Source organism: Falsibacillus pallidus, assembly GCF_003350505.1.
In the GTDB taxonomy this organism is placed as follows: Bacteria; Bacillota; Bacilli; order Bacillales; family DSM-25281; genus Falsibacillus; species Falsibacillus pallidus.
Window position 1 is genome coordinate 40,084 of the sequence record NZ_QQAY01000002.1, and the last position, 23,712, is coordinate 63,795.

Here is a 23,712-nt window from a genome sequence, read left to right on the forward strand (position 1 = left end):
AAGTTTGTGTTACTATATTCTAAGAAGCGGACTTCCATTAGAGGTCCGTACATATCAAGTTAATCAAGGAGTCTGACTATGGAAAAAGTACTTATTTTTGGACACAAAAACCCGGATACAGATACGATTTGTTCTGCGATTGCCTATGCAGACCTAAAAAAAGAATTAGGATTTGATGCTGAACCTGTAAGACTCGGCCAAATCAACGGCGAAACGGAATATGCATTGAATCAATTCAACGCTGAAGTGCCGCGCCTTGTAGAAACGGTCGCGAACGAAGTGAAAACAGTCATTCTTGTCGACCACAATGAACGCCAGCAAAGTGTCAGCGATATTGAAGAAGTACGTGTAGCAGAAGTAATCGACCACCACCGCATCGCCAACTTCGAAACGAGCGATCCTTTGTACTATCGCTGCGAACCGGTTGGATGTACGGCAACCATTTTAAATAAAATGTACAAAGAAAATGGTGTATCCATTAAAAAGGAAATTGCAGGATTGATGCTTTCAGCGATCATTTCTGATTCTCTTTTATTCAAGTCCCCAACATGCACAGATCAAGATGTTGCGGCAGCAAAAGAATTGGCTGAAATCGCAGGGGTTGATGCAGAACAGTATGGCCTTGAAATGCTTAAAGCCGGTGCTGACTTAAGCGATAAAACCGTACACGATTTGATCACGCTTGATGCCAAGGAATTTTCTATGGGTGATTCAAAAGTTGAAATCGCACAGGTGAATGCAGTAGATACTGCAGAAGTGTTTGAGCGTAAAGCGGAAATTGAAGGTGCATTGGAATATGTCATCAATGAAAAAGGATTAGATCTGTTCTTATTTGTTGTGACTGACATTTTGACTAACGATTCTGTCGCATTGGCACTGGGTGAAAAAGCAAGTGCGATTGAAAAAGCTTACAATGTTAAATTAGAAGACAACACGGCTGTACTGAAAGGCGTTGTTTCCCGCAAGAAACAAATCGTGCCGGTACTTACTGAAGCATTTACAAAATAAGCATTATTAAAGAATTTACTTAAGGTGTCCCTATTGTTGGGGCACCTTTTTAATTTTTTTTGACAAAAATGAAACCGAAATCATCCAGATAAAGTCTAAAGGGTGTAAGAAAGGAGGAGATAAGATGAAAAAAAACGATTGCCGGCAATCGAATTCCTCTGGAGAAGGAGAATTGAACAAAGAGGCTCTGATCCATGAATGGATGGAACTCTACACTAAAAATGTGTATTTATTAGCTTATTCAATTGTTAAGGACAAAGATTTAGCCGAGGACATCTCTCAGGAAGTTTTTTTGAAATGCTACCGCTATATGGACCGATTCAGAAATGACTCTTCTATTAAAACCTGGATTTATCGAATTACTGTCAATACCTCGAAAGATTATATCAGAAAGAAAGGCTTCAGCCTGCTGCAATTTCCTCTTACACTATTGGATACCTTTAAAAAGAGTGCAAGTTCCGAGGTTGAAGTGCTGAAAATGGATGAAAAAGAAAGACTGCTTCAGTTAGTATTGTCACTTCCGCAAAAATATAGGGAAGTGATCATTCTTCATTATTTTCAGGACCTTAAAATCATTGAAGCAGCAGATGCCCTTCAATTGAATGAAAATACAGTAAAAACAAGGCTGGCCAGAGGAAGGGCTCTTCTGAGAGACAAAATAGAACTCCAGGAAGGGGATGTGCTTAATGGATCGTGAGTTGAGTGAAGTAAAAAAGCACTTCGAAGAGCATTATTTCGATGAAGAAATTGCTAGGCGAGTCAAAGGGAATGTCCATTTGAAATTGAAATCAGATAAAAAGAAGGATAGGCGTTTTATTAAGAGAATTACCTTCATTAGTTCCGCAGCGGTCTTATTGATCGGGTTATTTATTGGATCCGCATTTGTGTCGCCGGCTGTGGAACATGTTGCTGCCAAGATTCCCTATCTGAAATTGATATTTAAATCACAAATGTCAATCTCAGAAAGAATCTACGAGGAGCTGAAGGGTGCCGGATATGATATTGAGGGAGCCGGTGTGAGTTTTGTCCCTAAAAAAACAGTATCAGTTACAGTTGGGGGAACGGAACAATATTACTCGAGTGTTAAAGGTGATATTGAGAAAAAAACAAAGGAAATACTGGACAGCTGGCAATATGATGCATATAAAATCCAAGTGGCAAAAGCACCTGCAGAAACAAAAGTAGATGAAAGAAATCCAAGCAGGCCGGAACTGGCTATGGATGCGATTGTGAAAAAGCTTGAGAGTGAAAAGCTTTCTTTCAGGACAATGGGCACAAATGAAAAGGAGAAGGAAGTAGAAATTGAGCTTCCCGATACGGACAGTGTTGAACAAAGGGAAAAGATCAAAGCTGCAGCTGCCGAAGCATTAAAAGAAAACGGGCTTGAGGATATTCATATTAAGATCCGTCTGGCCAAAATGAAATTTGTTGTGATGGAACAAAGGTGGCAGCCAATCATTTCTGCGATTGCAGAAGGATTGATGAGCAAAAGTGAATATAAGGTAAAAGGTGTGGGGTATTCCTTCCATCCACTTCCCTTGACTATCACCATTAAAACAAGCGTCGATTCAAAATCTCCAGAAGCCAACCGACTGGCGGAGAAAATAGAGAACGAAGTGAAGGAATTAATTCATTCTGATGCAGCAAAGACGGCGGTTAAAGATGATCCTTATCGATTGATCATTTACAGTAAAGATAAAAAGGAATTGAATAATCGTTAAGTAAAAGCAGCCTTGTGCTGCTTTTTATATTGATGTGAGTACCATTTAATAAGTTCATTATTCTTTGTGATGAGATCCATTGCTTAGGTCCAATTCATTGTTCTTTCCTCTTTTTAAGACTATAATTAAAGAAGAGAAAGGAGGACAAAATGAATTTTGCTGTAGAAAGTACGATTTTAGTAATGGCCCTTCTTCTAATTACCGGAGTATTTACTGCGAAGTTTTCTTCCAGATTAGGTTTGCCCTCACTAGTATTTTTCATCTTGGTTGGAATGCTTCTAAACCGATATATCTATTTCGATAATGCCATCTTAACTCAATTCATCGGAACGCTGGCTTTAATCGTCATTCTTTTCGAAGGCGGCTTCAAAACAAAATCATCCCATATTAAAAAAATCTATAAACCAGCTCTTTCATTGGCGACTCTCGGCGTCATAGGCACTACTGCTGTCATTGGGACTGCTGCCAAATACATATTGGGCCTGAATTGGTCAGAAAGCATGCTGTTCGGTGCCATTGTCGGCTCAACAGATGCAGCTGCCGTTTTTGCTGTTCTTGGTAATAAAAACATTAAAACAAAACTGACTTCCACGCTGGAAGCTGAATCTGGCACTAATGATCCCATGGCTATTTTTTTGACAGTTTCACTTTTGGAACTTATTCAGGAACCGGATACATCCATTCCTGGGCTTATCTTCAGTTTCGTATGGGAAATGTCTGCCGGGTTGATTTTAGGCTATCTCTTAGGAAAGCTTGCTGTTTGGATCATTAACAAAATCAGCCTCGATTCCTCTGGATTGTATCCCGTATTATCTATTGCGCTCGCTGTCTTTACGTTTGGTGCTGCAACCCTTTTCCACGCAAGCGGCCTCCTGGCTGTATATGTCATGGCACTAGTTGTGGGGAACGCAGATCTCACATACCGGCATACCATTTTGCGTTTTAATGAAGGGTTCGCTTGGATGAGCCAGATTGTCATGTTCATGCTTCTTGGCTTACTAGTATTTCCAGATCAGCTTGTCCTGATTTCTTGGCAGGGAATTGCTTTATCCCTGATTGCCATATTATTGGCAAGGCCATTTGGAGTTTTTCTCAGTCTGATGTTCGCCAAATATAGTGTCAATGAGAAGATTTTCATCTCCTGGGCCGGTCTGAAAGGGGCTGTCCCGATTGTTATCGCTACCTATCCGTTGGTGGCAGGCATTGAAAATGGGAGGCTGCTTTTTAACGCGGTATTCTTCGTCGTATTGACCTCTGCCCTTATTCAGGGTGCAAGCATCTCTAAATTAGCTGCCATTTTAAAATTTTCGGGCGGAGAGAAAAAAGAAACGGCACATACGCTCGAATTAATTTCGATTGGAAAAACAAACAATGAAATCATTGAAGTATCGATTGAAGAAGATGCCCTTATCGCTGGGGAAGAAATCCGCTGCGTGGATTTACCGGACAACACGCTGATCACTGCTGTGGTTCGGCAAGATAGATTAATTACTCCTGTAGGGAACACGGTTCTCTTGCCAAAGGATTCCCTCTATATCCTGGTACATAAAGCGAAGCGAGAAGAAGTAAAGCGCATCCTCAAACAAAAGCGGGAGATATCAGATAGTGATGGTGGTCCAGATCCTATCATGGAAGTAGAGAAGGACGGAAGCATTTAGTTACTACAGATCTAATGAAGCCGCCCTATTTGGAAAATTTATCTTGCATATTTTATAAAATAGAATATACTATTTTTAATTAATCAAATCGGTGATGAGGAAGAGTATTTCGCACCCTGATTCATAGAGAGCATTCGGAAGCTGAAAAGAATGCAATCAAGAGCGAAAGAAAGACACCTCTGAGTGCTGCCTTGAATGCTTACAGACAGTAGGGGCAGCCGGTTGACAAACGTTACTTTGTCGCGAGTGGCTGAATAAGCAAACCGGGTGGTACCGCGGAATAGAAATATCCGTCCCTTTTTAGGGGCGGGTATTTTTTTTATACACTAATCACATCCCTAATCACATTTTCATTGCTTTAGAAATTGAAGAATTGTCTAGCTCCAGCGCCTAGCCCCTCGAGTCATAAGCCGTACCTCTACGGAAATCAGGATTTCCTTCGAGTTCCGTCTTATGCTGGTCGGGGCTGACCGAGGCGCTTGCGCTTTTCTAATAGGGAGGTGAGTACATTGAATTCCGAATCTGATGATTATGATGATGATCGCCAATATGACTATGAATTAATTAGGAGGAATATGAAATGGAAAAAGGAAATCGTGTACTTGCTTTCGAATGTGGAAATTACATTGGACAAACGATCATACTGAAAGGATGGGTTCATCGGGTCAGGCATTTGAAGAGTGTCAGCTTCATTATCCTGAAAGACCGGACAGGATATATACAATGTGTCCTTGAAAATCAATTTGCTGGGATGAAGATTGAAAATGAATCAGCGATTGTCATTAAGGGGATTGCCGCTGCAACTGGCCAACAGCAAAATGGGGTTGAAATAATTGTTGAGGATATCAGCATTCTTTCAAAATCGGAGACTTTGCCATTTGAAGTCAATAAAAAAGAGTTGGATGCAAATTTAGACCTCATCCTTAATCATCGGTTGATTTCAATGAGGAATGAAAGGACGCAAGCCATTTTTAAAATTCAATCGGCCATAACTGGGGCATTCCAGGAATTTATGAGGCGTAATGGATTCATGCAAATGTTCACCCCGAAACTGGTGGCACAGGGCGCTGAAGGAGGAGCGAATGTTTTCAAACTGGACTACTTTGGCAAGGAAGCATTTTTGGCTCAATCCCCGCAATTATATAAACAAATGATGGTTGCTGCTGGGTACGAAAGGGTTTATGAAATTGCTCCAGTCTTCCGTGCAGAACAGCATAATTCATCACGCCATTTGAATGAATACACTTCACTTGATGCAGAGATGGGTTTCATTGAAGGGTTTGAAGAGATCATGGAGATGGAAAACGAAGCACTGGTTCATATTTTTCAGTATTTGAAGGAAACGTGCGGAAATGAACTTGCTGCATTGGAATGTGAAGTCCCTGATCTGGGGGAATTTCCGCGGATTACACTCGAACAAGCACATGAGATCCTTCAAGAATCATTTGGAAAATCATCGCCTGAAGGAGACCTGGATGGAGAAGGGGAACTGCTCATATGCAAATATGTTCAAGAAACATATGAATCACCATTTGTCTTTATTACCCATTATCCAGTGGAAACCCGTCCGATGTACACCATGCCGGATCTCGAACAGCCCGGAAAAACGAAGTCATTTGACTTATTGTTCCGGGGAACGGAAATCACTTCAGGCGGGCAAAGGATTCATGAGTATGAATTGCTGGAGAAGTCTTTAGAAGAAAAGGGACTGAATCCTTTAGAATTTGAGAGCTACTTAAATACTTTTAAGTATGGTGCTCCACCGCATGGAGGGTTTGCAATTGGGTTGGAACGATTGACTGCAAAGCTTTTAGGGCTGAACAATGTGAGGGAAGCGTCGGCATTTCCAAGGGACTGCGACCGGCTGGTTCCGTAATGATTCAATGAAAAACTTCGATTCCGTCCATATTATGGATTTCGAAAGACAAAACAAGAATGGTAGAAAAATCGACAAAAAACGGGGAGTGACTGTGCTCTCCGTTTTTTATTTGGAAAAATTTTATTAAAAAGGGGTTTCTTTTTGGAAATGGTTGTATTATAATCTAACTGTATTAAGACACGTAGTACACTTGATACAGACGGGAGGGTGTATATGCTTGAGTTGGATTTAAGAAGCAGAAAGCCGATTTATGAACAGCTTGTTGAGAAACTGAAAGAACTGATCATCAATGAAGTGCTGAAGGCTGATGAGCAGCTTCCATCAGTACGTTCATTGGCAAGCGATTTGACGATTAATCCGAATACAATACAAAAGGCTTACAGAGAGCTGGAATCACAGGGATATATTTATTCAGTAAAAGGTAGAGGCAGTTTTGTCACTCCTTCTGAAGAGGTTCAAGACTCAGAAAAGCTTAAAAAAGTAAAAAAGGATTTACGGAAGATGATTTCCGAAGCGTTGTATCTTGGGATGAGTGTGGATGAACTGATCTGCCTTATAAAAGAGATAGAACCTGCAGTGGGGGGAGGAATATCGAATGATAAAAATGAATGATATCAAAAAATCAATAGATGGAGTCGAGATAATACACAATGTATCGTTCCAAATCCGTAAAGGTTCAATATATGGATTGCTTGGTTCGAATGGAGCGGGTAAGACAACATTGCTAAAAACATTGTCGGGGATCTATCTGCAGGAGGAAGGAAGCGTCGAGATAGAAGGGAAGCCTGTATTTGAAAACCCTACTATAAAAGATAAAATCTTTTTTATTCCAGATGCCCCGACATTCTTTTCACAATTTAATCTTGATCAGATGGCGCAATTCTATAAAAATACTTATCCTGGATGGAATGATGACCGCTACCTGAAATTGGTTCAGGAGTTTCAAATCGACAGCAAGAAGCGTCTACATAAATTTTCAAAAGGTGTACAGAGGCAATCTGCATTCATTTTGGCTCTATCCACAATGCCGGAAGTCCTCATTTTGGACGAACCGATGGATGGATTGGATCCGGTTGTCAGGAAGAAAGTAAAAAGCCTGTTGATTGATGATGTTGCTGAACGTGAAATGACGATATTGATTTCTTCACATAATTTGCGGGAAGTGGAAGATATTTGCGACCATGTAGGCGTTTTGCATGGAGGAAAGTTATTATTTGAAAAAGAGCTGGATGATTTAAAAACGAGCATTCACAAAATACAAGTTGCGTTCAAAGACCACGTTCCAAATGAATTGTTTGAAGCACTTGATCCGCTTCATCGTGAAAATAGGGGAAGTGTTGTGCTCGCCATCGTAAAGGGCAATGAAGCCAGAATCGCTGAAATGGTTGAAAGGTATAATCCTGTTATTTTTGATTTGCTGCCGCTGACCCTTGAAGAAATCTTTATTTATGAAATGGGGGATGTTGGATATGTCATCAAAAATATCATGGATTAATAAGGAATTACTGAAACAAATCAACCGCAGCATCGGATGGGTAGGGATCATCTATCTGCTGGCACTCCTATTTGCACTGCCGCTTGAAATTTTGATGCTGTCCTCCAGGGATGAACAGGGTTATTACAGGCAATTCAAGAACCTATTTGAAATCAACGCCGACTTGCTAATGCTGATTACTATCATCGTGCCTATCGGTCTATCAATCTTTTTGTTCCGTTATTTGCAAGTTAAGCAGACGTCTGACTTGATTCACAGTCTGCCAATGAAAAGGGAAAAAATATTCTATCATTATTCCATTGCAGGAATTCTTTATTTAATCATTCCTGTTCTTCTAACTGGTGTAGTGTTACTGATTCAATATGGCGTGCTGGATGTCAGCATGTACTACCAGCCGGAAGAAGTTTTCATCTGGATGGGAATCACGAGCTTGATCAATATCGTATTATTCACGGCGGGTGCCTTCGTCGGGATGCTTACGGGATTATCTGCAGTACAGGGGGTCCTTACGTATATATTTGTTGTGTTCCCTGCTGGAATATTAATTTTATTCAGTGTCAACCTAAAATACTTTCTCCTTGGATTCCCAAGAGAATATTTCATGAACAAAGAAATTGAAAAGTATTCTCCACTTACAAGGCAAGTGAGTTTCGGTCAGCACCTTTTAAGTGGAAAAGAAGTCATCTTTTATATCATCATTGCGATTATCCTATACTTTGCCTCTTTATGGATCTATAAAAAGAGAAAGTTGGAAGGGGTGTCCCAAGCGCTGGCATTCCCATTCTTAAAGCCTATATTCAAGTACTGTGTATCCTTTTGTGTCATGATGCTTGGAGGCGCTTATTTCGGCGCGATGCAGGACACATGGCCATGGATTGTATTCGGCTATGCAGCTGGTGCATTGGTTGGCTATATACTGGCAGAAATGCTGATTCAAAAATCGTGGAGAATCACATTCCATTGGAAAGGCTTAGGGATATACATCGCTGCTATGCTGGTATTAGGTTTATTGATCCACTTCGACGTCTTCCACTATGAAAAGAAATTGCCGGAAGCTTCAAAAGTTGAAAGGGTTCATATCAGTCAAGGGTATTATGATTACCTTCGGGGGAATGACTACACTGAAATCGAAAGACCTCGATATTTAGCTGGTAGAGAAAATATCAAGAATGTCATTGCGCTGCATAAAGCCATTGTTTCTCATCCGAGCAGCCGCATCATTCCACCAGAAAAAAGCCGTTCGGTGTTTATTGCCTACGAGTTGAAAAATGGCAAAAAGCTTGTCAGGGAATATCGTATTGAAAAGGATTCATTTAAGAATCAACTCTCTGATATCTATTCATCAGAAGAGTATAAGAAAACTAGATATGACGTGTTGAATGTGGACAATGGAATGGCTGAAAAAATCACATTCTCCTTTGAAGGACCGTTCAATCGCAAAGCTTCTGTAACGGAGCCTGAAAAAATAAGTAAACTAATGGAGCTTATCAAATCAGATATACTGAACCAATCCTATGAGGACATGGAAAACTCTGAGGATAGTCCATATCAAATCAATATTTTATTAAATAACGATAAAACGATCTATGTACCTTTATCAAAAAATTACAGCACTCTAATAAATTATTTGAAGCAAGAAAAAATCTTTCAGGAAATTGAATTAAAGCCAGAAGATATTTCGTCCATTATGGTGGCGAAAGACAGCGACTTTAACAAGTTCAGCGGAGATAAATCACTAGAGCAGCGATTCGAAGAAATGACTAAAGAAGGAAAAGTGGTAAAAATCGATGCCGAGTCTGAAATAAAACAGATGATTGATGACGCCCTATGGAGCAGCGGCCAACAATATGTAGTCGCCATTCATTATAAAGGTGTCAACGACCTGGATATTCGCTGGATCGGTAAAAATGGAATACCGGAAAGAATTATCGCGGAATTAAAATAAGTCTCATGAAAGGGAGGGAAATGCCATGGGCTGCCTTAAGCCAATCACCATCAGCTTTGAAGAAATGTATGAACAATACCATAAGCTTGTCTACCAGATCGGATATAGAATCATCCGTGATGCTGCACTGGCAGAAGACATCCTGCAAGAAACTTTTCTCAAGGCGTTTAAAAAATGTCATTCGGTAGAAGATGAGAGTAAAATCGGCTCATGGCTTTCCTCCATTGCTGCCCGCACTGCCATCGATTTTCTTCGAAAAGAAAAGAGGTTGAATGAAACGATCGTGGAAGACATTGAACCGTGGAAACATCAGGATATCCGGCTTGAATTGGTAGAAAATGAAGTTGAGGCACTCATTCTTAAAACAGAACTGAAGAAATGCATCTTGAGCCTCCCAGATAGCCAGCAGGAAGTAATGATTCTCCGCATTCAATATGGTATGAAGGAGAGCGAAATTGCAGAAAAACTGCAATTGAATCCAGCAACCGTCAAAACGAGGATTTACAGGGCAAGGAAATATTTGAGAGAAATCATAGAATTAGAGTTTTCCGCGTGAAAATGGAGGACCCCTGTAATGGGGTTCTTCTTGATTTTTATAAGCTGGGGCGATGTTTTTTTCAGAGAGGTGTTTCATGTTATGATATGTCCATATGCAGGTAAAGGAGCATGAATACTATGAACAGCAAATCATTATTAAAAAATCTCTTGCCTTTAATATTTCCACTTGCTGGTGTCATCGCATTATTCACCAATTTCGCAGGGAGCGCGACGATTCCTTTCTTTATCGTCTGCATCGTTTTGGGTCTGGCTTTCTCAGTTTATTTGCTAGTAAAGAAAAAGCTCATGCAGGGGGCGGTTGCTAATATCATTATCAGCTTATTGCTGCTTGTGATGGGGTTGATTTTTTATTTGTTTTTAGTGGCTTCTGGAGTATGAAGGTCTTCCATTGGAAGGCTTTTTTTATTTTTTTTGAACGACCCCCATACCTGTTTTGTTCCGCACGAAGTCTATTAATAAGATAGAGGATGTCCACTAATTGAGGAGGTATCAGGATATGGATATTGATCAATTACTTGAGGATACGGTTAATTTGGGGGAAGAGGATTTTACTATAGAATATGTAGATATAGATGAAGTGTTGGAAGAGTTTTGAAGGAAGCCCGGATAATGATCCGGGCTTTTTTTGTCCAGCTCCACCAGCTAGAGGCTGGGAGGTTTCCTTCAGCACACTTACGATAAGTCAACATCGGTTCACTTCGTTCACCGTGTTTCCTTTATCTCGTGGTACTTCAGTCCAACCTCGGCGCCTCTGTTCAAGCCGGTTCCGCTTTTCTATTTGTCCATCTTCGCTTTTCTTAGTGCACATATTTTCCGTTTTTCGGCACGGCAATTTCTTTGAAGCTTACAGCCAGTTCTGCCAATCCTGTTTCAAGTTCATCCTCGTAGACCGGGAGGCCGTGTCCGCACACAGCAAGTCTTGGATGAAGCGAATGCAGTTTTTTGACGGATCTTTCGGCAGCTTTCCAATCAGTGGTGAAATACTTAGGAGGTCCGCTGAATTCAGTCTCCTGGACAAGTACTTTATAGAGGGATTCTTGTTTCACGGTTACAAATGCGTCGCCTGCGATAAGGGTTTTATCCGCTTCCCGGAATAATGAAATATGGCCAGGCGTATGACCTGGAGTGTGGATCCATTTCCAATTTCCCAGGATTGGGATGGAGCCGTCTTTAGGCAATGGATGGAGGTTTCTCGATATATTGATTCCGTGATAGGGAAAGAAATGAGAAAACTCTGTAACAAGGCCGCCATTGACAGTTGGATCAGGCGGGAGATAATCCTTTCGTCCATCCAGATAGGGTGTTTCGTCTTTATGGGCAAAAACAGGAACACCCCAATGTTCGCATAAAGCTGCCAAGGCACCTACATGATCAAAATGGCCGTGTGTCAAAATGATTCCTTTAGGTTTACAATCAGAGCCAAATCTATTTTCACAGGCTTCGATGATCATTTTATGTGAATGCGGCATTCCCGCGTCCACCAGAACAAAATGGTCTGAATCATCTGGATTGCCTATCATAATGATGTTGGCAATTTGAACGGGAAGGACATAAAGATCAGGCAGAATTGCAAGGCCATCTCCGCTTGAAATACTTGTGAAGGGCAAATGTGTTTCAGAAAAGTCATTGTCTTTTTCAGTATTCATAAGGGACCTCCAGTGTCTAAAATATCTCTCTGTAGTATGTGATATTCTGTCTAAATCATGCTTGAAGGTCCATAGCCCTATGAATAAGGTGCTGTCATCATACTAGAGCTACATTTGCAGAGTATTTTTGATTTGAATGGATTTTCGCAGGTTTTTCGTGAAAAGGGCTGCGAGAAATCCCGCAGCAAATCCGCAAACATGTCCAGAAATATTAATATTAGTAATAATGAAAGAAGCGATCCAGCCGATGGACATGAAGATAATGACTGTCACTCTTGAATCTTTATCAAGAAATTCCTTCTGAAACAAAACGAGAAATAAATAGAAACCGAACAAGGCAAAGCCAAAACCGGATTCTCCAACAGAAAGTTCATTGGTATAAAAGATGTCATATAACGGAGTTGCTAATATGGCAGCAATAAAGAATAGTATAAAAATAAATCTTCCCAATATCTTTTCAATGTATGGAGCTAATAGAATAGCAAATATCATGTTTGATGCAAAGTGAATAATTCCATCATGTAAAAATGCATATGTAATCAATCGATAATACTCTCCTTGCTCAATCCCTTCCCTTGAAATCCCACCCCAATAGATGGCGGTATTATTGTCGGCAAAAAATCCAATGATTAATGATGCCAAAAATACCATTGTGTTCAGTAAGACTATTAGGGCAGTAATCGGATAAAGCGCTAAAAATTCTTTTATTGACTCTCTTCTCATAAAGACCATAGTTCTAAATCTCCTCCATAATATTCCATATAATTATAACATAATCCAGTAGAATCCTATCCGTAACGTCTGCATTATTATTTCCGTCATATATATGAAAAAAGGGATTTGGTTCATTAAAAGGGAATTCATATAGAAAGAATAATTAGGGGGATGAAAGGGATGAAGCAGCTCAGGTTTGTGCAGACAGGATACTTATTTGGGATTACGCTTGTGCTCGCCAGCATTTTTTATTTTTTCGCTTCGAATTGGCAGGGGATGGAACGGTTGGAAAAGGTCATTTTAAGCCTTCTGCTGATGGTGTTCATGTATGCTGTATCATTTATCCTCAGTAAGCGGGTCGCAAAGCATCCTTTTTTAAGCAACTGGAGCCTTGTTGCTTCAGCTGTGTCCTTTGGGGTTTCAGCGGCCCTGATCGGCCAGGTTTATAACTCGCATGCAGACAGCTATTGGCTGTTCATAGTTTGGCTGATTCCATCGCTTCTACTGGCAGCTATTACCAGATATCAGCCATTTTATATTTTGTGTTTCGTTCTGGGTCATCTTGCTTTTTTGTCTTTAATATCGCCTTCCGGCTATGATATGGGATGGTCCAACTCCCAGGAGTTCTTTCTTTACCTGGCTTTAGCAGGAGCGAACCTGATTCTCTTCTTATGCACTTATAAAAGGTGGATTCATTCGAGCTTTGTCTTATATGCTTCCCTCATTTTATTTAATATCACTGCGGTATACTTGACCACGGTTCATGAATTCCATTCATTGGCGTGGCTGATGAATCTGATTTATCTTTTGATTCTTGGAGGAGCTTTTTATTATTTTATAAAGATTAAATTGGAAAAGGGCGTCTTGTTTATTTTAGGAGCGGCTGCGGCTGGATATGTATGCGCAAAAGGCATTGAACTAATGGCTGAATTTTTCCAGGAACTTTTCTTATTCCTTCAGCTTGGTTTTTCTGCTTTATTGGTTTTCGGAGCTGTTCTTCTGCTGAAATACATTAGCACACATCCGATGAATGCTTTTTTTCGGAATGTATTAATCATCTGCGTTACATTCGTCGCAACCATTTTTGCAGTGTCAGCCATCATAGGATTGATCTCCTTGCTGACGGGGAATTTGAACGTTACTTTTTTATTCTTCTCTGCACTGGTGGTGCTTGTGATCCCGTCTCTTTTCTTTAAATGGCCCCCGCCAGTCCGTTATACCATGCTTTCAACTGGGTATGCCATTCAGTTTTTATCTGCTGCTTTTAATGAGCATATTTATTATGAATGGATTCTGCTAGCCGTTCTGCTGTTTGGGATGATGAAGATAAAAGTACCCGGGATACAGGTTATGCATTTCTTGCTTCTCAATTTGACCGCATTTATGCTTTTCCGAAATTGGACGCATGAATTCCAGTATGCTGGGATTACATTCCTTGTTTTGAACGGGTTATTTTATCAATTGAAGATTGCTTTGAAAGAAACACGGTGGACTGCATTGGGGGTTGCCTTTGGTTACTTCCTTGCACTTGCCATGCTGAATGATATCCCGATTGCTTTATACGTGATCTACAATCTTTTTTATTTTGCGGCAGCGACAGCAATGGTCTGGTTTGCGAATAGGAATCAGCTGGTTGTGGAGTGGTACATTGCAATCATTTTCTGGTTTTTATTTGTTGCCTACAAATATTATGATTTTGCATGGGATTTATTGAATAAGTCTTTATTCTTTGCCATTGTAGGAATTCTGTTTATTGTATGTTCAGTGCTTTTTGATCGCAAGAATGTGATGGATGAGGGTCAGAAGCATTTCGTTAAAACAAAATGGCCGGCTATACTTGCCGTAATTCTCCTTCAAATTGGCATCATCAGCTATCAAGGGGCAGCCAATGAAAACCTGCTTAAAAACGGACAATTGATTAAGCTTTCATTCGCACCTGTCGATCCGAGGTCCATGATGCAGGGAGATTATATCCAGCTTCACTATCGAATTTCAGTCATTCCGGATATTGCACAGCAAATTCATAAAAGGGAAAAAGTGAAGGTTGTCCTCCGCAAGGGAATGGGAGGATATTATGAATATAGCGGTTATTACGAGCATAATGGAGAATGGAATCGCCCCTACAAAAAATTGCAGGGGGATGTCATCATCAATGGCCGCTATGACGGATGGCAAAACGTTACTTATGGAATTGAAACCTATTTCGTACCGGAGAAAACGGGCCAGAATTTGCAAAACGAAAATCAGGCTGCTTTTATACGTGTAAGCGAAAATGGGAATGCAATCATAGAAAAATTAGAAAAAGAATAATGAAAAAAAGACCTTTAAGGTCTTTTTTTACGTCTAGCTCCAGCGCCTAGCCCCTCGAGATCATAAGTCGTACCTCTAAGGAAATCAGGATTTCCTTAGAGATCCGTCTTATGCGGGTCTGGGCTCATCAAGGCGCTTGCGCATTTGATTTTACGCAGCGATTTGTTCGGTGACTTTTTTGTTTTTCTTGGTTGTGAGTACGATGCCTATAAAAATGATGAGTAAGCCGATGATTAAATTAAGAGAAATCGTTTCACCCAATAGTACATATCCCCAAATCATGGCGGAAGCTGGAACGATGTACGTTACAGTCGAAGCGAATTCGGGTCCGGCTTTTTTCATGATATAAAAATACAATAGTGTAGCAATCCCTGATCCAAAGCAGCCAAGCCCAACCGTGGCAAAAATCACTTCTTTTGAAATAGCATGAACCATTATGTCTGAACCAGAAAAAATCATTCCAAAGAGTCCGATTAATGCACCAGTCAAAAGAGAGACTGCTGTAATCAAAACAATGCTGGCCCCATTTAAAAAATGTTTCGTATATTGAGAGGCGGATCCGTAGCAGATTGTGGCAGCAAGCATCGTTCCAACTCCGACAATATGAAATCCATGTAATGCTTTGATTTGGCCTCCCATCAGCACTAAAATGCCTACAAATCCAATAATGATTCCAATCCACTGCCTTTTCGAAAGGACGGTAGAAAAAAAGGCGAAGCCAATCAGCCCTGTACAAATAGGAGTGAGTGCATTCAAGACAGCAGCAGTACTGCTGTTGATCGTCGTTTCACTCAATGCAATCAGGCCCCAGGGCAGCCCGCAGTTTAAAACACCAACAATGATCAGCGATTTCCATGGTATCGGTTTGATAATTTCTTTTCGTTTGATATATAAAAGAGGCAGCATGATTAATGCACCTGCCAGACAGCGTATAAAAACAGTTCCCCATACGCCTCCGAATTCTGATAGCCATTTGATAAAAACAAACGATAATCCCCAAATGAAGCTCAATGTTAATAATGCTGTATATAATTTTGCCATATGCTTTCCACCTTTATCGTAACATTTTGCCATATCGATTGTAGCACGTATGTGAAAGAGCAGGATATAATATTTTCTGAAAAAATGTCTTTCAAGCATTCAGTCTTTGGCTTATAATGGAAAAACGAGTCTTGAAATGGGGGGACTGTATGTGAAGAAAATTATGGTTGTAGGTATCAGTGCCGGGGTCGGCAAGTCGACATTTGCCAAAAAAATTGGAGACCTTTTGGATATTCCTGTCCATCATTTAGATAGGCACTTTTGGAAACCTGGCTGGGCGCAAGCTACATTTGAAGAGTTTAGGGGTGCACAGGAAGAAATCCTCGAGCACGATCGATGGATCATTGAAGGCAACTATACAGCTACATATGATATGAGGGCGGAGCAGGCAGATACCATCATTTATTTAGAATTGCCGAGGTATGTTTGTATCTATCGTGTCTTCAAGCGATTCTTTAAAAATATCGGGAGGACACGGCCTGATCTTGGACCAGACTGCAAAGAGAAGATTGATTGGCCATTTTTGAAATTCATTTGGACGACCTATTATCCGAGAAAAGCGCAAATGCAAAAGAGGTTCACTGCATTTCAATCCCTGGGTAAAGATAAAACGATCGTGGAATTGAAAAATAAAAAAGAAATTGCGGATTATTTACAATCGTTGGAGAAGAATATAAAATGAATTTTTTGATTTTTTAAAAAATACACTAGGAACTTCCTGAATTAATTAGTAAAATAGTAGTAAATACTAAGACTATTGAACCAGGAGGTGAAAGGTGTGTCTGAAAATAAACCGATGCATTTTGACGGCAGCATTCATTCAATGGAAGCGGCAGAAGAAGTGGAGTTGTTTGAATTGACTCCAGAAGGAAGAAAAAACATCAGCGGGAACCCATTCGAAGGGCATAAATAATAGAAACAGAAAGCATGGATTTGTCCGATGACAAATCCTTTTTATTTTCATGAGCATATTTATTGAAATTCTGAAAAAAGGTTTATATAATTACCTTGAATTAAGAATAATTTAATTCGAGATAAAGAATGATTTTTAGTTTGATGCCGCAAACTAAAATGACAAAACTCAACGAGAAGGGAACGGTTTTTTATTATGGCTAAAGTTTTATACATCACAGCACATCCACACGATGACACTCAATCATACAGCATGGCGGTTGGGAAAGCATTCATTGATTCCTATAAAGAAGCAAACGCAGGCGATGAGGTTGTCCACATCGATCTATACAATGAAAACATCCCGCAAATTGATGCTGATGTATTCAGCGGATGGGGAAAACTTCAAACAGGAAAAGGCTTCGAAGAACTATCAGCTGAAGAGCAGGCAAAAGTCGGACGCTTGGCAGAATTGAGCGAACAATTCGTTGCTGCTGATAAATACGTTTTTGTCACTCCGCTTTGGAATTTCTCATTCCCGCCAGTGATGAAAGCATATCTTGATTCAGTTGCAGTTGCAGGCAAAACATTTAAGTACACACAGGAAGGTCCTGTTGGGTTGCTTACAGATAAAAAAGCAATCCATATCCAAGCACGCGGAGGCATTTACTCTGAAGGCCCTGCAGCTGGAATGGAAATGGGGCACCGCTATTTGACAGTCCTAATGCAATTCTTCGGTGTTCCATCCTTCGATGGTCTATTTGTAGAAGGACACAATGCAATGCCGGATAAAGCAGAAGAAATCAAAGCAGACGCTATTGCCCGCGCGAAAGAAGCAGCAAAATCATTCTAATATAGCTAAAAAGCTTGGGATTTTCCCAAGCTTTTTATTTTTTCCAAAGCGCACTGAACCGGCAGAAGAGAAAAATAATCAGGTTGCCGGCAAAAGCAATCAGGAAGACGACCTCTGGCCGTGATATTTCCGAGATCCAACCAGACGCAAAGATAGCAAAGGGCATACTGAGCTTAAAGACAGAACCAGTGATGCCGCTGATGCGCCCGATTAAATGATGGGGAGTGGATTCCTGCCTGAAAGTCCATATGCAGACAGAACTGATGGTCCCAAGGAAGCCATTTAATAATATGGCAGATGCAGTCCAGGCATAATTCTCATTTGTAAAAAGCATCAGATAAGTTAATCCAGTAAGAAGCGTTGACATAGTCACAATGACGCCCGTTCTCCATTTATGCCTGATGCGGCCGATTGCCAAACTTCCAAGCAGTCCCCCGATTCCTGCAAACGAGAGAAGAAGTCCCAATTCAGCATCTGAGAGCTTCATCACGTCTTTAGCATAGAAGACTATAGTCGTATCGACCATGCCTGCAGTCGAGTTCATGAAAATCACTGTTATCGTGATCAGCCACAAGGTTTGATTGCGGTAAAGTTCAATCCATCCTTCCTTAAATTCTCTCCAAAACCCCTCCCTTGCTGCAAGAGAAGGAGCCTCATCAAATTTTAAAAACTGCAGAATCACAAAGGCAATCGAAAACGAAACCGCCGTGAGAAGAATGCCGGAGTTAAGTGATGAAAACATCAGTATCAGCCCCGTTATCGCAGGACCCATAATTCCGATGAATGTAAAAATGAAATTAAAAGAAGCGTTCGCTGTTGTCAGCATTTCAGTTGGGAGAGCAAGCTTTACAATACTTGCGCGTCCGTTGAAAAAAGCATAGCTGCAGGTCATCAGAAAAAATCCGCATACATAGAACAAAATCAGTGGGGGTGTACCATTCCGCATTGAGAAAAATAGGACGAACAAAATGATGATTTGCAGAAATACGGTCCAAAGAGACCAGGCTTTTTTTCGCGAACGGTCTACAAAGACACCGATAAACATAGCCAATAATAGATTCGGCAGAAACTCGATTCCCTTCATAAGAGACATGACGACCGGAGAATTCGTCACATGATATAAAATCAAGGGAAGGGCAAGTTCATAGATTTTACTACCAAATGCAAGGACTGCACCTGAGAACAACAGGATGATAAAATTTGCATTTTGCCATATGGAGGGCTGTTTTTTGCTGAATATTGAAGCCTCTCCTTTTTTCTTTTGTACAGCAATCATTTTTGTTCCACCTCTTTACGGTTCTGTTGGAAAAAATTATACTTTTCTAAAAGAAGAAGAAAAAGCGAAAGTTGCGTACTTTGAAATTTCGCCTTTTTAAAGAGGAGTGGCCCATTTGGATGTTAAGGCGCATTACCGAGCACTTAGAAATAATTTCAATCAACCGGAAGGAATATTCCAGAATGTGCGAATGGATGAGATAGCGCATGTATTGGACTGTACGATTCGCAATGCTCAGCTCCTCATAAAGAAATTGGTGGAGCTGCAATATATCGAGTGGATCCCCGGGAAAGGCCGTGGGAACCAATCTAAAATCTGTTTTATTAAGCCGCTTGAGGAACTGAAATTTGAAAAAGCAAAAGAACTTGTCAAACAGGGGAAAATATCTGCTGCCTTACAGATGATGAATGAAGAATTACCCATTGCATATTCTTTTGAAGAGTGGCTGTATTCCCATTTTGGGGCACGGCCGGAAGAGCAAGCGGATATTATCCGCTACCCGTTTTATCGCCCGGTGTTAAGATTGGATCCTGCATTCGTCCATCGACGTACAGAAGCGGATTTCATCAGGCAGATTTTCAATACCTTGACTTCATTTAATGAAAGGACAAAGCAGCTTGAAGGGGAGCTTGCTCATTATTGGGAAAGCAAAAATGACCATAAGGTATGGGTCTTTTATCTCCGTAAAGGGGTTAAGTTTCATCACGGCAAATTATTTACGGGAGAGGATGTCAAGTTTACGTTTACTCGATTGAAATCCTTAGGCACAGCGGCTCCATTGTTAAATATGATTGAACACATTGAAGGATCGGGCAGTTATGGAATTGAATTTCATTTGAAAGAATCCAACATACTTTTTCCGCATGAATTATGCGCTGAGTATTGTTCGATTGTTCCTTCTGATTTAGACGAACTGATTGAAAACAGAGACTTTCAATCCCATCCAATCGGAACTGGACCGTTTCGAATAGTTGAGAATAATGAATCAATCATGAAGCTTCATTCTCATCAGGAATATTTTAATGGTAGGCCTCACTTAGATGGAATGGAGATGTGGGTGGTGCCTGATTATAATCAGTCCAGAGTTTTAGATCAGCTCAATCAGGGAGATATTTTGTATGATGGAGAAGCTAAAAGGGAACACAAGACTTTTAATGAATTGACAGGCATTGAAACTGGAGCAGTCTATCTAAGTATGAACCTAAGGAAAAAAGGCGTCTTGCAGGATCCATTTGTCAGAAAAGCAATTGATATGGCTATCAATCGCTCGAAAATGATTGGGGATTTAAAAGAAATGAGAGAAATCCCAGCGAGCAGTTTTTTTCCTGATATCAGTTCTGAGGAAATTAGAGAAGAAGGGGATCTATTACTTGCGCGTAAACTGCTGCAACAGTCCAGCTATAGAGGAGAAATGCTCTCCCTATATACTTACGAAATGACAAGCAATGAAAAGAATGTCCAGTGGCTGAGAGGGCAGCTGGAAATTGCCGGTTTCCATATAGAGACTATCATCCTTCCCGTCACTCAGTTGACAAACCCTGAAATTCTTCAAAAAGCTGATCTATTGGCAGCGGGGGAGGTGGCAGGTGCACAGCCTGACATTGAATTGATTCACATGTTCCAATCGGAAAATGGTTTTATCCAAAACCATCTGGACGATGCTTCTAAAGAAATGGTTTCTGAATGCATTCGTGTTTGCAGAATGGAATCGTCTTTTGAAAAAAGGAAGGAATTATTGCATAAATTGGAACTGAAACTGGCTGAAAAAAGACAGGTTTTGTTCCTTTTCCATATAAAACAGAGGGTGATGCATGACGGTTCAATCGGGGGTGCCATAATGAATGCAAGAGGGAAGATCGACTATAGGAAGGTCTGGCTTAGAAAATAATTAAAATATTTTTTGCTAAAATGAAGAGCCTGGCCAATTAACGGACCAGGCTCTTGCTTTATTATATTTGTCGGTTCCAATGGCGGTGTTTTTTCAGTGCATCTACAAATGAATTGTAGAAATTGTCATTTTCCTCATCTGATTTTAGTGTGATGACGCCATCTTCAGCAGAATCGACCATTCCGAGGGTAGAAAGAAGCTCTGTCCCTTCGTGGCAGGCTCCGACTGTTTTGAAATGTCCAAATGCTTCTTGTAGGAAAATGACAGCATCCCGGTTGGACTGAATGGAATCAATGCTATCCTTTCCTCCAGGAAGGTAAATCCCATCATACAAGACGGAATCACAAGTCAGGAAGGTTTGGTCGACTTCCATTTCTTCACCATTGCCGCCTTTGACATTTCCTTGAGAACTGCTGATAATCTCGGCTTCGGCTCCAGCATCGTTCAAAGCTTTGATTAATTGGTGCGTATTTTCATAATGGAATCCATCTTCAACAAGGATGCCCACTTTTCTTGTTTTCGCCGTTTTGACAGTGTTCATTTGACTGAGAGCTTCTGAAGATCTCTCCTCGGTGGAAGGGGAGGCGTCTTCAGGCACTTTCAACCCTAGCCCTTTGGCAACTTCTCCTGAAAGATAAGTACAAACCTTGCTGAACATGTTGACTACCTGTTGTTTAACATCCTTGCTTTTTACTTTCCCTAGTTCAAAACGGAAAGCGTTAATGATATGTTCTTTTTCAACATCTGACATACTATTCCAGAACAATTTTGCCTGGGAGTAGTGGTCGTCAAAGCTTTTGCTTCGATTTCGGACTTTTTGTCCTTCTACTTTTTCTTGATAGTGGGCGTACCCGCCATCCTTTTCAGAAGAAGGGGAGGGCTCGTTGTTCTGCAATGAATTTTTATGATAGGATACTGGACCTTTATTGATGGTCATCCTGTTGTATCCATCACGCTGGTTATTATGAAACGGGCAAACTGGACGATTGATCGGGATTTCATGGAAGTTCGGTCCGCCAAGACGGATTAATTGAGTATCGGTGTAAGAGAATAAACGCCCTTGAAGAAGGGGGTCATTCGTGAAATCAATCCCTGGGACTACATGGCCTGGATGGAATGCTACCTGTTCCGTTTCAGCGAAAACATTATCTACATTTCTATTCAAGACCATCTTACCAACAATTTTGACTGGGACGAGTTCTTCCGGCCAAAGCTTTGTTGGATCAAGAACGTCAAAATCGTACTTGAATTCATCTTCTTCCTTAATCAGCTGGACACCCAGTTCATATTCAGGGTACTGGCCGTTTTCGATGGATTCCCAAAGATCCCTGCGATGAAAATCCGGATCTTTGCCGTTCAATCTTTGCGCCTCATCCCAAACAAGGGAGTGCACACCAAGCTTTGGCTTCCAATGGAACTTCACAAAATGAGCCTGGCCTTCTTCATTCACAAAACGGTATGTATGCACACCGAATCCTTCCATCATGCGATAGCTTCTAGGGATTGCACGATCGGACATAGCCCACATTACCATATGTGCAGACTCAGTATTATTGGCGATGAAATCCCAAAATGTATCGTGTGCAGAAGCTGCCTGAGGCATTTCGTTATGAGGTTCAGGCTTAAGTGCATGCACAAGATCGGGGAATTTGATAGCATCTTGAATGAAGAAAACCGGTATGTTATTCCCTACTAGATCATAGTTTCCTTCCTGCGTATAAAATTTCGTCGAAAATCCACGTGCATCCCTTACAGCATCTGCGGACCCGCGAGATCCTGCAACGGTTGAGAACCTAACAAATACAGGTGTTTTAACTGAAGGATCCTGGAGAAATCCAGCCTTGGTGAATTCTTTCATATTTTCATAGACTTCAAATTCGCCGTGTGCAGCAAAGCCGCGGGCATGGACGACTCTTTCCGGTATTCTTTCATGATCGAAATGGGTCATCTTTTCTCGAAAATGGAAGTCCTCCATTAATGTAGGGCCGCGTTCGCCAGCTTTGAGGGAATGTTCTGTATCCGATACTTTCAACCCTTGGTTGGTGGTTAATTTTTTTCCTGCGTCATCCGAACGGAATTCATCGAGCTGTTCGTCTTTGCTGTTTTTATTTTGATCTTGGCTCATGTTTCAAGTTCCTCCCTTGTTCAAATATTCAGGATGGCAGCGTTAATCGCCATTGCTTTGCTTTATCCTAAATGAAGAGAGGTTAAACTTTAATGGGAAAAATAGTAGAAGAATAATCATGGAAAAGAAGAGAGGAGCATGTTCACACTTTGTATGAAAATTCACAAAGAATTTTTTTATGGAAGAAAAAATTTATGATATAATGAACTAAACCATTTTCTTTACTTTTTATACCCCGTTCGAACGCTGAACGGGGTTCTTTATGTTTATAGCCGAAAAGCAGTTAGGTGAAATAAAAAGAACAGACCCTGCAAGCAGGGTCTGTTCATATGTTTTGTAGCGTTAATTATGCTTTATTAACGTTAGCTGCTTGTGGTCCACGAGCACCTTGTTCTACTTCGAAAGTCACGTCTTGACCTTCTTCTAGAGTTTTGAAACCATCACCTTGGATAGCTGAGAAATGTACGAATACATCTTCTCCACCTTCGCGCTCGATGAATCCGAAACCTTTTTCTGCATTAAACCATTTTACTTTACCGTTTTCCATTATTGTTGCCTCCTCGTGCGTTTAACACACAATCTTATTACTATTCTTGCTCTTAATGATATCCTAGCGAAAAAGCATTGCTGTTCTTCACTCAACATATCGAGCAAAAATAATTCTTCCTTAGCATAACAAAAAGAATGAAAATAGGCAAGTGAAG

Annotated in this window: 21 protein-coding genes and 1 other annotated feature; of the genes, 15 read left to right on the top strand and 6 right to left on the bottom strand. The window is 40.7% G+C overall.

Features of this window, described 5'->3' with window-relative positions:
• Positions 1-78: 78 nt before the first annotated feature.
• The 10 genes from DFR59_RS03720 (at position 79) to DFR59_RS03765 (ending at position 10,642) form a co-directional block, all read left to right on the top strand.
• Positions 79-1,008 (top strand): manganese-dependent inorganic pyrophosphatase, encoded by a 930-nt coding sequence (locus DFR59_RS03720; protein ID WP_114744287.1) that lies wholly within the window; start codon positions 79-81, stop codon positions 1,006-1,008.
• Between the two features lie 124 nt (positions 1,009-1,132).
• Positions 1,133-1,705 (top strand): sigma-70 family RNA polymerase sigma factor, encoded by a 573-nt coding sequence (locus DFR59_RS03725; RefSeq protein ID WP_114744288.1) that lies wholly within the window; start codon positions 1,133-1,135, stop codon positions 1,703-1,705.
• Positions 1,695-2,729, top strand: coding sequence for a DUF4030 domain-containing protein (locus tag DFR59_RS03730; RefSeq protein ID WP_158538304.1), 1,035 nt, complete (start codon positions 1,695-1,697; stop codon positions 2,727-2,729). The genes DFR59_RS03725 and DFR59_RS03730 overlap by 11 nt, the downstream gene beginning before the upstream one ends.
• A 149-nt stretch (positions 2,730-2,878) precedes the next feature.
• On the top strand, positions 2,879-4,387 hold the full coding sequence (locus DFR59_RS03735; protein ID WP_114744290.1) for a potassium/proton antiporter: 1,509 nt from the start codon (positions 2,879-2,881) through the stop codon (positions 4,385-4,387).
• 82 nt (positions 4,388-4,469) lie between these two features.
• Positions 4,470-4,688, top strand: a binding site (T-box leader).
• 279 nt (positions 4,689-4,967) lie between these two features.
• The gene (gene aspS, locus DFR59_RS03740; protein ID WP_114744291.1) at positions 4,968-6,263 is read left to right on the top strand and encodes an aspartate--tRNA(Asn) ligase; all 1,296 of its coding nucleotides are present in this window, start codon (positions 4,968-4,970) and stop codon (positions 6,261-6,263) included.
• A gap of 216 nt (positions 6,264-6,479) precedes the next feature.
• Entirely contained in the window at positions 6,480-6,878 is a 399-nt protein-coding gene (locus DFR59_RS03745; protein ID WP_114744292.1) for a GntR family transcriptional regulator, read from the top strand.
• Positions 6,862-7,761, top strand: a complete 900-nt coding sequence (locus DFR59_RS03750) for an ABC transporter ATP-binding protein (protein WP_114744293.1) — start codon at positions 6,862-6,864, stop codon at positions 7,759-7,761. Before DFR59_RS03745 ends, DFR59_RS03750 begins: the two co-directional genes overlap by 17 nt.
• The gene (locus tag DFR59_RS03755; RefSeq protein ID WP_114744294.1) at positions 7,736-9,706 is read left to right on the top strand and encodes a DUF6449 domain-containing protein; all 1,971 of its coding nucleotides are present in this window, start codon (positions 7,736-7,738) and stop codon (positions 9,704-9,706) included. The genes DFR59_RS03750 and DFR59_RS03755 overlap by 26 nt, the downstream gene beginning before the upstream one ends.
• A gap of 25 nt (positions 9,707-9,731) precedes the next feature.
• Positions 9,732-10,262, top strand: coding sequence for an RNA polymerase sigma factor (locus DFR59_RS03760; protein WP_114744295.1), 531 nt, complete (start codon positions 9,732-9,734; stop codon positions 10,260-10,262).
• 119 nt (positions 10,263-10,381) lie between these two features.
• The gene (locus DFR59_RS03765; protein WP_114744296.1) at positions 10,382-10,642 is read left to right on the top strand and encodes a hypothetical protein; all 261 of its coding nucleotides are present in this window, start codon (positions 10,382-10,384) and stop codon (positions 10,640-10,642) included.
• 419 nt (positions 10,643-11,061) lie between these two features.
• On the opposite strand, the gene DFR59_RS03770 is transcribed toward DFR59_RS03765, so the two are convergent.
• Positions 11,062-11,910, bottom strand: a complete 849-nt coding sequence (locus DFR59_RS03770; protein WP_114744297.1) for an MBL fold metallo-hydrolase — start codon at positions 11,908-11,910, stop codon at positions 11,062-11,064.
• A 108-nt stretch (positions 11,911-12,018) separates the two neighbouring features.
• The gene (locus tag DFR59_RS03775; protein ID WP_114744298.1) at positions 12,019-12,642 is read right to left on the bottom strand and encodes a rhomboid family intramembrane serine protease; all 624 of its coding nucleotides are present in this window, start codon (positions 12,640-12,642) and stop codon (positions 12,019-12,021) included.
• Positions 12,643-12,804: 162 nt separating this feature from the next.
• Between DFR59_RS03775 and DFR59_RS03780 the strand changes: the two genes are divergently transcribed.
• Positions 12,805-14,934: a GDYXXLXY domain-containing protein gene (locus tag DFR59_RS03780; protein ID WP_158538305.1), complete on the top strand. Its 2,130-nt coding sequence runs from the start codon at positions 12,805-12,807 to the stop codon at positions 14,932-14,934.
• Between the two features lie 150 nt (positions 14,935-15,084).
• Here DFR59_RS03780 and DFR59_RS03785 read toward each other — a convergent pair whose 3' ends face one another.
• Entirely contained in the window at positions 15,085-15,975 is an 891-nt protein-coding gene (locus tag DFR59_RS03785; RefSeq protein WP_114744300.1) for a DMT family transporter, read from the bottom strand.
• A 151-nt stretch (positions 15,976-16,126) separates the two neighbouring features.
• Here DFR59_RS03785 and DFR59_RS03790 point away from each other — a divergent pair, with 151 nt between their 5' ends.
• From DFR59_RS03790 to DFR59_RS03795, 3 genes are all read left to right on the top strand, one after another.
• Positions 16,127-16,657, top strand: coding sequence for a P-loop NTPase family protein (locus DFR59_RS03790; RefSeq protein ID WP_114744301.1), 531 nt, complete (start codon positions 16,127-16,129; stop codon positions 16,655-16,657).
• Positions 16,658-16,753: 96 nt separating this feature from the next.
• Positions 16,754-16,888, top strand: coding sequence for a hypothetical protein (locus DFR59_RS20480; protein WP_281269335.1), 135 nt, complete (start codon positions 16,754-16,756; stop codon positions 16,886-16,888).
• A 195-nt stretch (positions 16,889-17,083) separates the two neighbouring features.
• Positions 17,084-17,719 carry an FMN-dependent NADH-azoreductase gene (locus DFR59_RS03795; protein ID WP_114744302.1) on the top strand — a complete coding sequence of 212 codons (636 nt, stop codon included), beginning with the start codon at positions 17,084-17,086 and terminating at the stop codon, positions 17,717-17,719.
• 34 nt (positions 17,720-17,753) lie between these two features.
• On the opposite strand, the gene DFR59_RS03800 is transcribed toward DFR59_RS03795, so the two are convergent.
• Positions 17,754-18,995, bottom strand: a complete 1,242-nt coding sequence (locus DFR59_RS03800) for an MFS transporter (RefSeq protein ID WP_114744303.1) — start codon at positions 18,993-18,995, stop codon at positions 17,754-17,756.
• Between the two features lie 115 nt (positions 18,996-19,110).
• Between DFR59_RS03800 and DFR59_RS03805 the strand changes: the two genes are divergently transcribed.
• Positions 19,111-20,883 (top strand): ABC transporter substrate-binding protein, encoded by a 1,773-nt coding sequence (locus tag DFR59_RS03805; protein WP_158538306.1) that lies wholly within the window; start codon positions 19,111-19,113, stop codon positions 20,881-20,883.
• 61 nt (positions 20,884-20,944) lie between these two features.
• Here the strand turns inward: DFR59_RS03805 and DFR59_RS03810 are convergent, their stop codons facing one another.
• The gene (locus DFR59_RS03810) at positions 20,945-23,008 is read right to left on the bottom strand and encodes a catalase (protein WP_114744305.1); all 2,064 of its coding nucleotides are present in this window, start codon (positions 23,006-23,008) and stop codon (positions 20,945-20,947) included.
• 346 nt (positions 23,009-23,354) lie between these two features.
• Positions 23,355-23,555 carry a cold-shock protein gene (locus DFR59_RS03815; protein ID WP_114744306.1) on the bottom strand — a complete coding sequence of 67 codons (201 nt, stop codon included), beginning with the start codon at positions 23,553-23,555 and terminating at the stop codon, positions 23,355-23,357.
• Positions 23,556-23,712: the final 157 nt, after the last annotated feature.

Bases quoted from the DNA above. Each gene is read 5' to 3' on its own strand.
- DFR59_RS03775 (WP_114744298.1), bottom strand. From the start codon at position 12,642: ATGGTCTTTATGAGAAGAGAGTCAATAAAAGAATTTTTAGCGCTTTAT.
- DFR59_RS03770 (WP_114744297.1), bottom strand. From the start codon at position 11,910: ATGAATACTGAAAAAGACAATGACTTTTCTGAAACACATTTGCCCTTC.
- DFR59_RS03730 (WP_158538304.1), top strand. From the start codon at position 1,695: ATGGATCGTGAGTTGAGTGAAGTAAAAAAGCACTTCGAAGAGCATTAT.
- DFR59_RS03760 (WP_114744295.1), top strand. From the start codon at position 9,732: ATGGGCTGCCTTAAGCCAATCACCATCAGCTTTGAAGAAATGTATGAA.
- DFR59_RS03725 (WP_114744288.1), top strand. From the start codon at position 1,133: ATGAAAAAAAACGATTGCCGGCAATCGAATTCCTCTGGAGAAGGAGAA.
- DFR59_RS03780 (WP_158538305.1), top strand. From the start codon at position 12,805: ATGAAGCAGCTCAGGTTTGTGCAGACAGGATACTTATTTGGGATTACG.
- DFR59_RS03785 (WP_114744300.1), bottom strand. From the start codon at position 15,975: ATGGCAAAATTATATACAGCATTATTAACATTGAGCTTCATTTGGGGA.
- DFR59_RS03755 (WP_114744294.1), top strand. From the start codon at position 7,736: ATGTCATCAAAAATATCATGGATTAATAAGGAATTACTGAAACAAATC.
- aspS (WP_114744291.1), top strand. From the start codon at position 4,968: ATGGAAAAAGGAAATCGTGTACTTGCTTTCGAATGTGGAAATTACATT.
- DFR59_RS03745 (WP_114744292.1), top strand. From the start codon at position 6,480: ATGCTTGAGTTGGATTTAAGAAGCAGAAAGCCGATTTATGAACAGCTT.
- DFR59_RS03800 (WP_114744303.1), bottom strand. From the start codon at position 18,995: ATGATTGCTGTACAAAAGAAAAAAGGAGAGGCTTCAATATTCAGCAAA.
- DFR59_RS03815 (WP_114744306.1), bottom strand. From the start codon at position 23,555: ATGGAAAACGGTAAAGTAAAATGGTTTAATGCAGAAAAAGGTTTCGGA.
- DFR59_RS03795 (WP_114744302.1), top strand. From the start codon at position 17,084: ATGGCTAAAGTTTTATACATCACAGCACATCCACACGATGACACTCAA.
- DFR59_RS03735 (WP_114744290.1), top strand. From the start codon at position 2,879: ATGAATTTTGCTGTAGAAAGTACGATTTTAGTAATGGCCCTTCTTCTA.
- DFR59_RS03765 (WP_114744296.1), top strand. From the start codon at position 10,382: ATGAACAGCAAATCATTATTAAAAAATCTCTTGCCTTTAATATTTCCA.
- DFR59_RS03810 (WP_114744305.1), bottom strand. From the start codon at position 23,008: ATGAGCCAAGATCAAAATAAAAACAGCAAAGACGAACAGCTCGATGAA.
- DFR59_RS03750 (WP_114744293.1), top strand. From the start codon at position 6,862: ATGATAAAAATGAATGATATCAAAAAATCAATAGATGGAGTCGAGATA.
- DFR59_RS03720 (WP_114744287.1), top strand. From the start codon at position 79: ATGGAAAAAGTACTTATTTTTGGACACAAAAACCCGGATACAGATACG.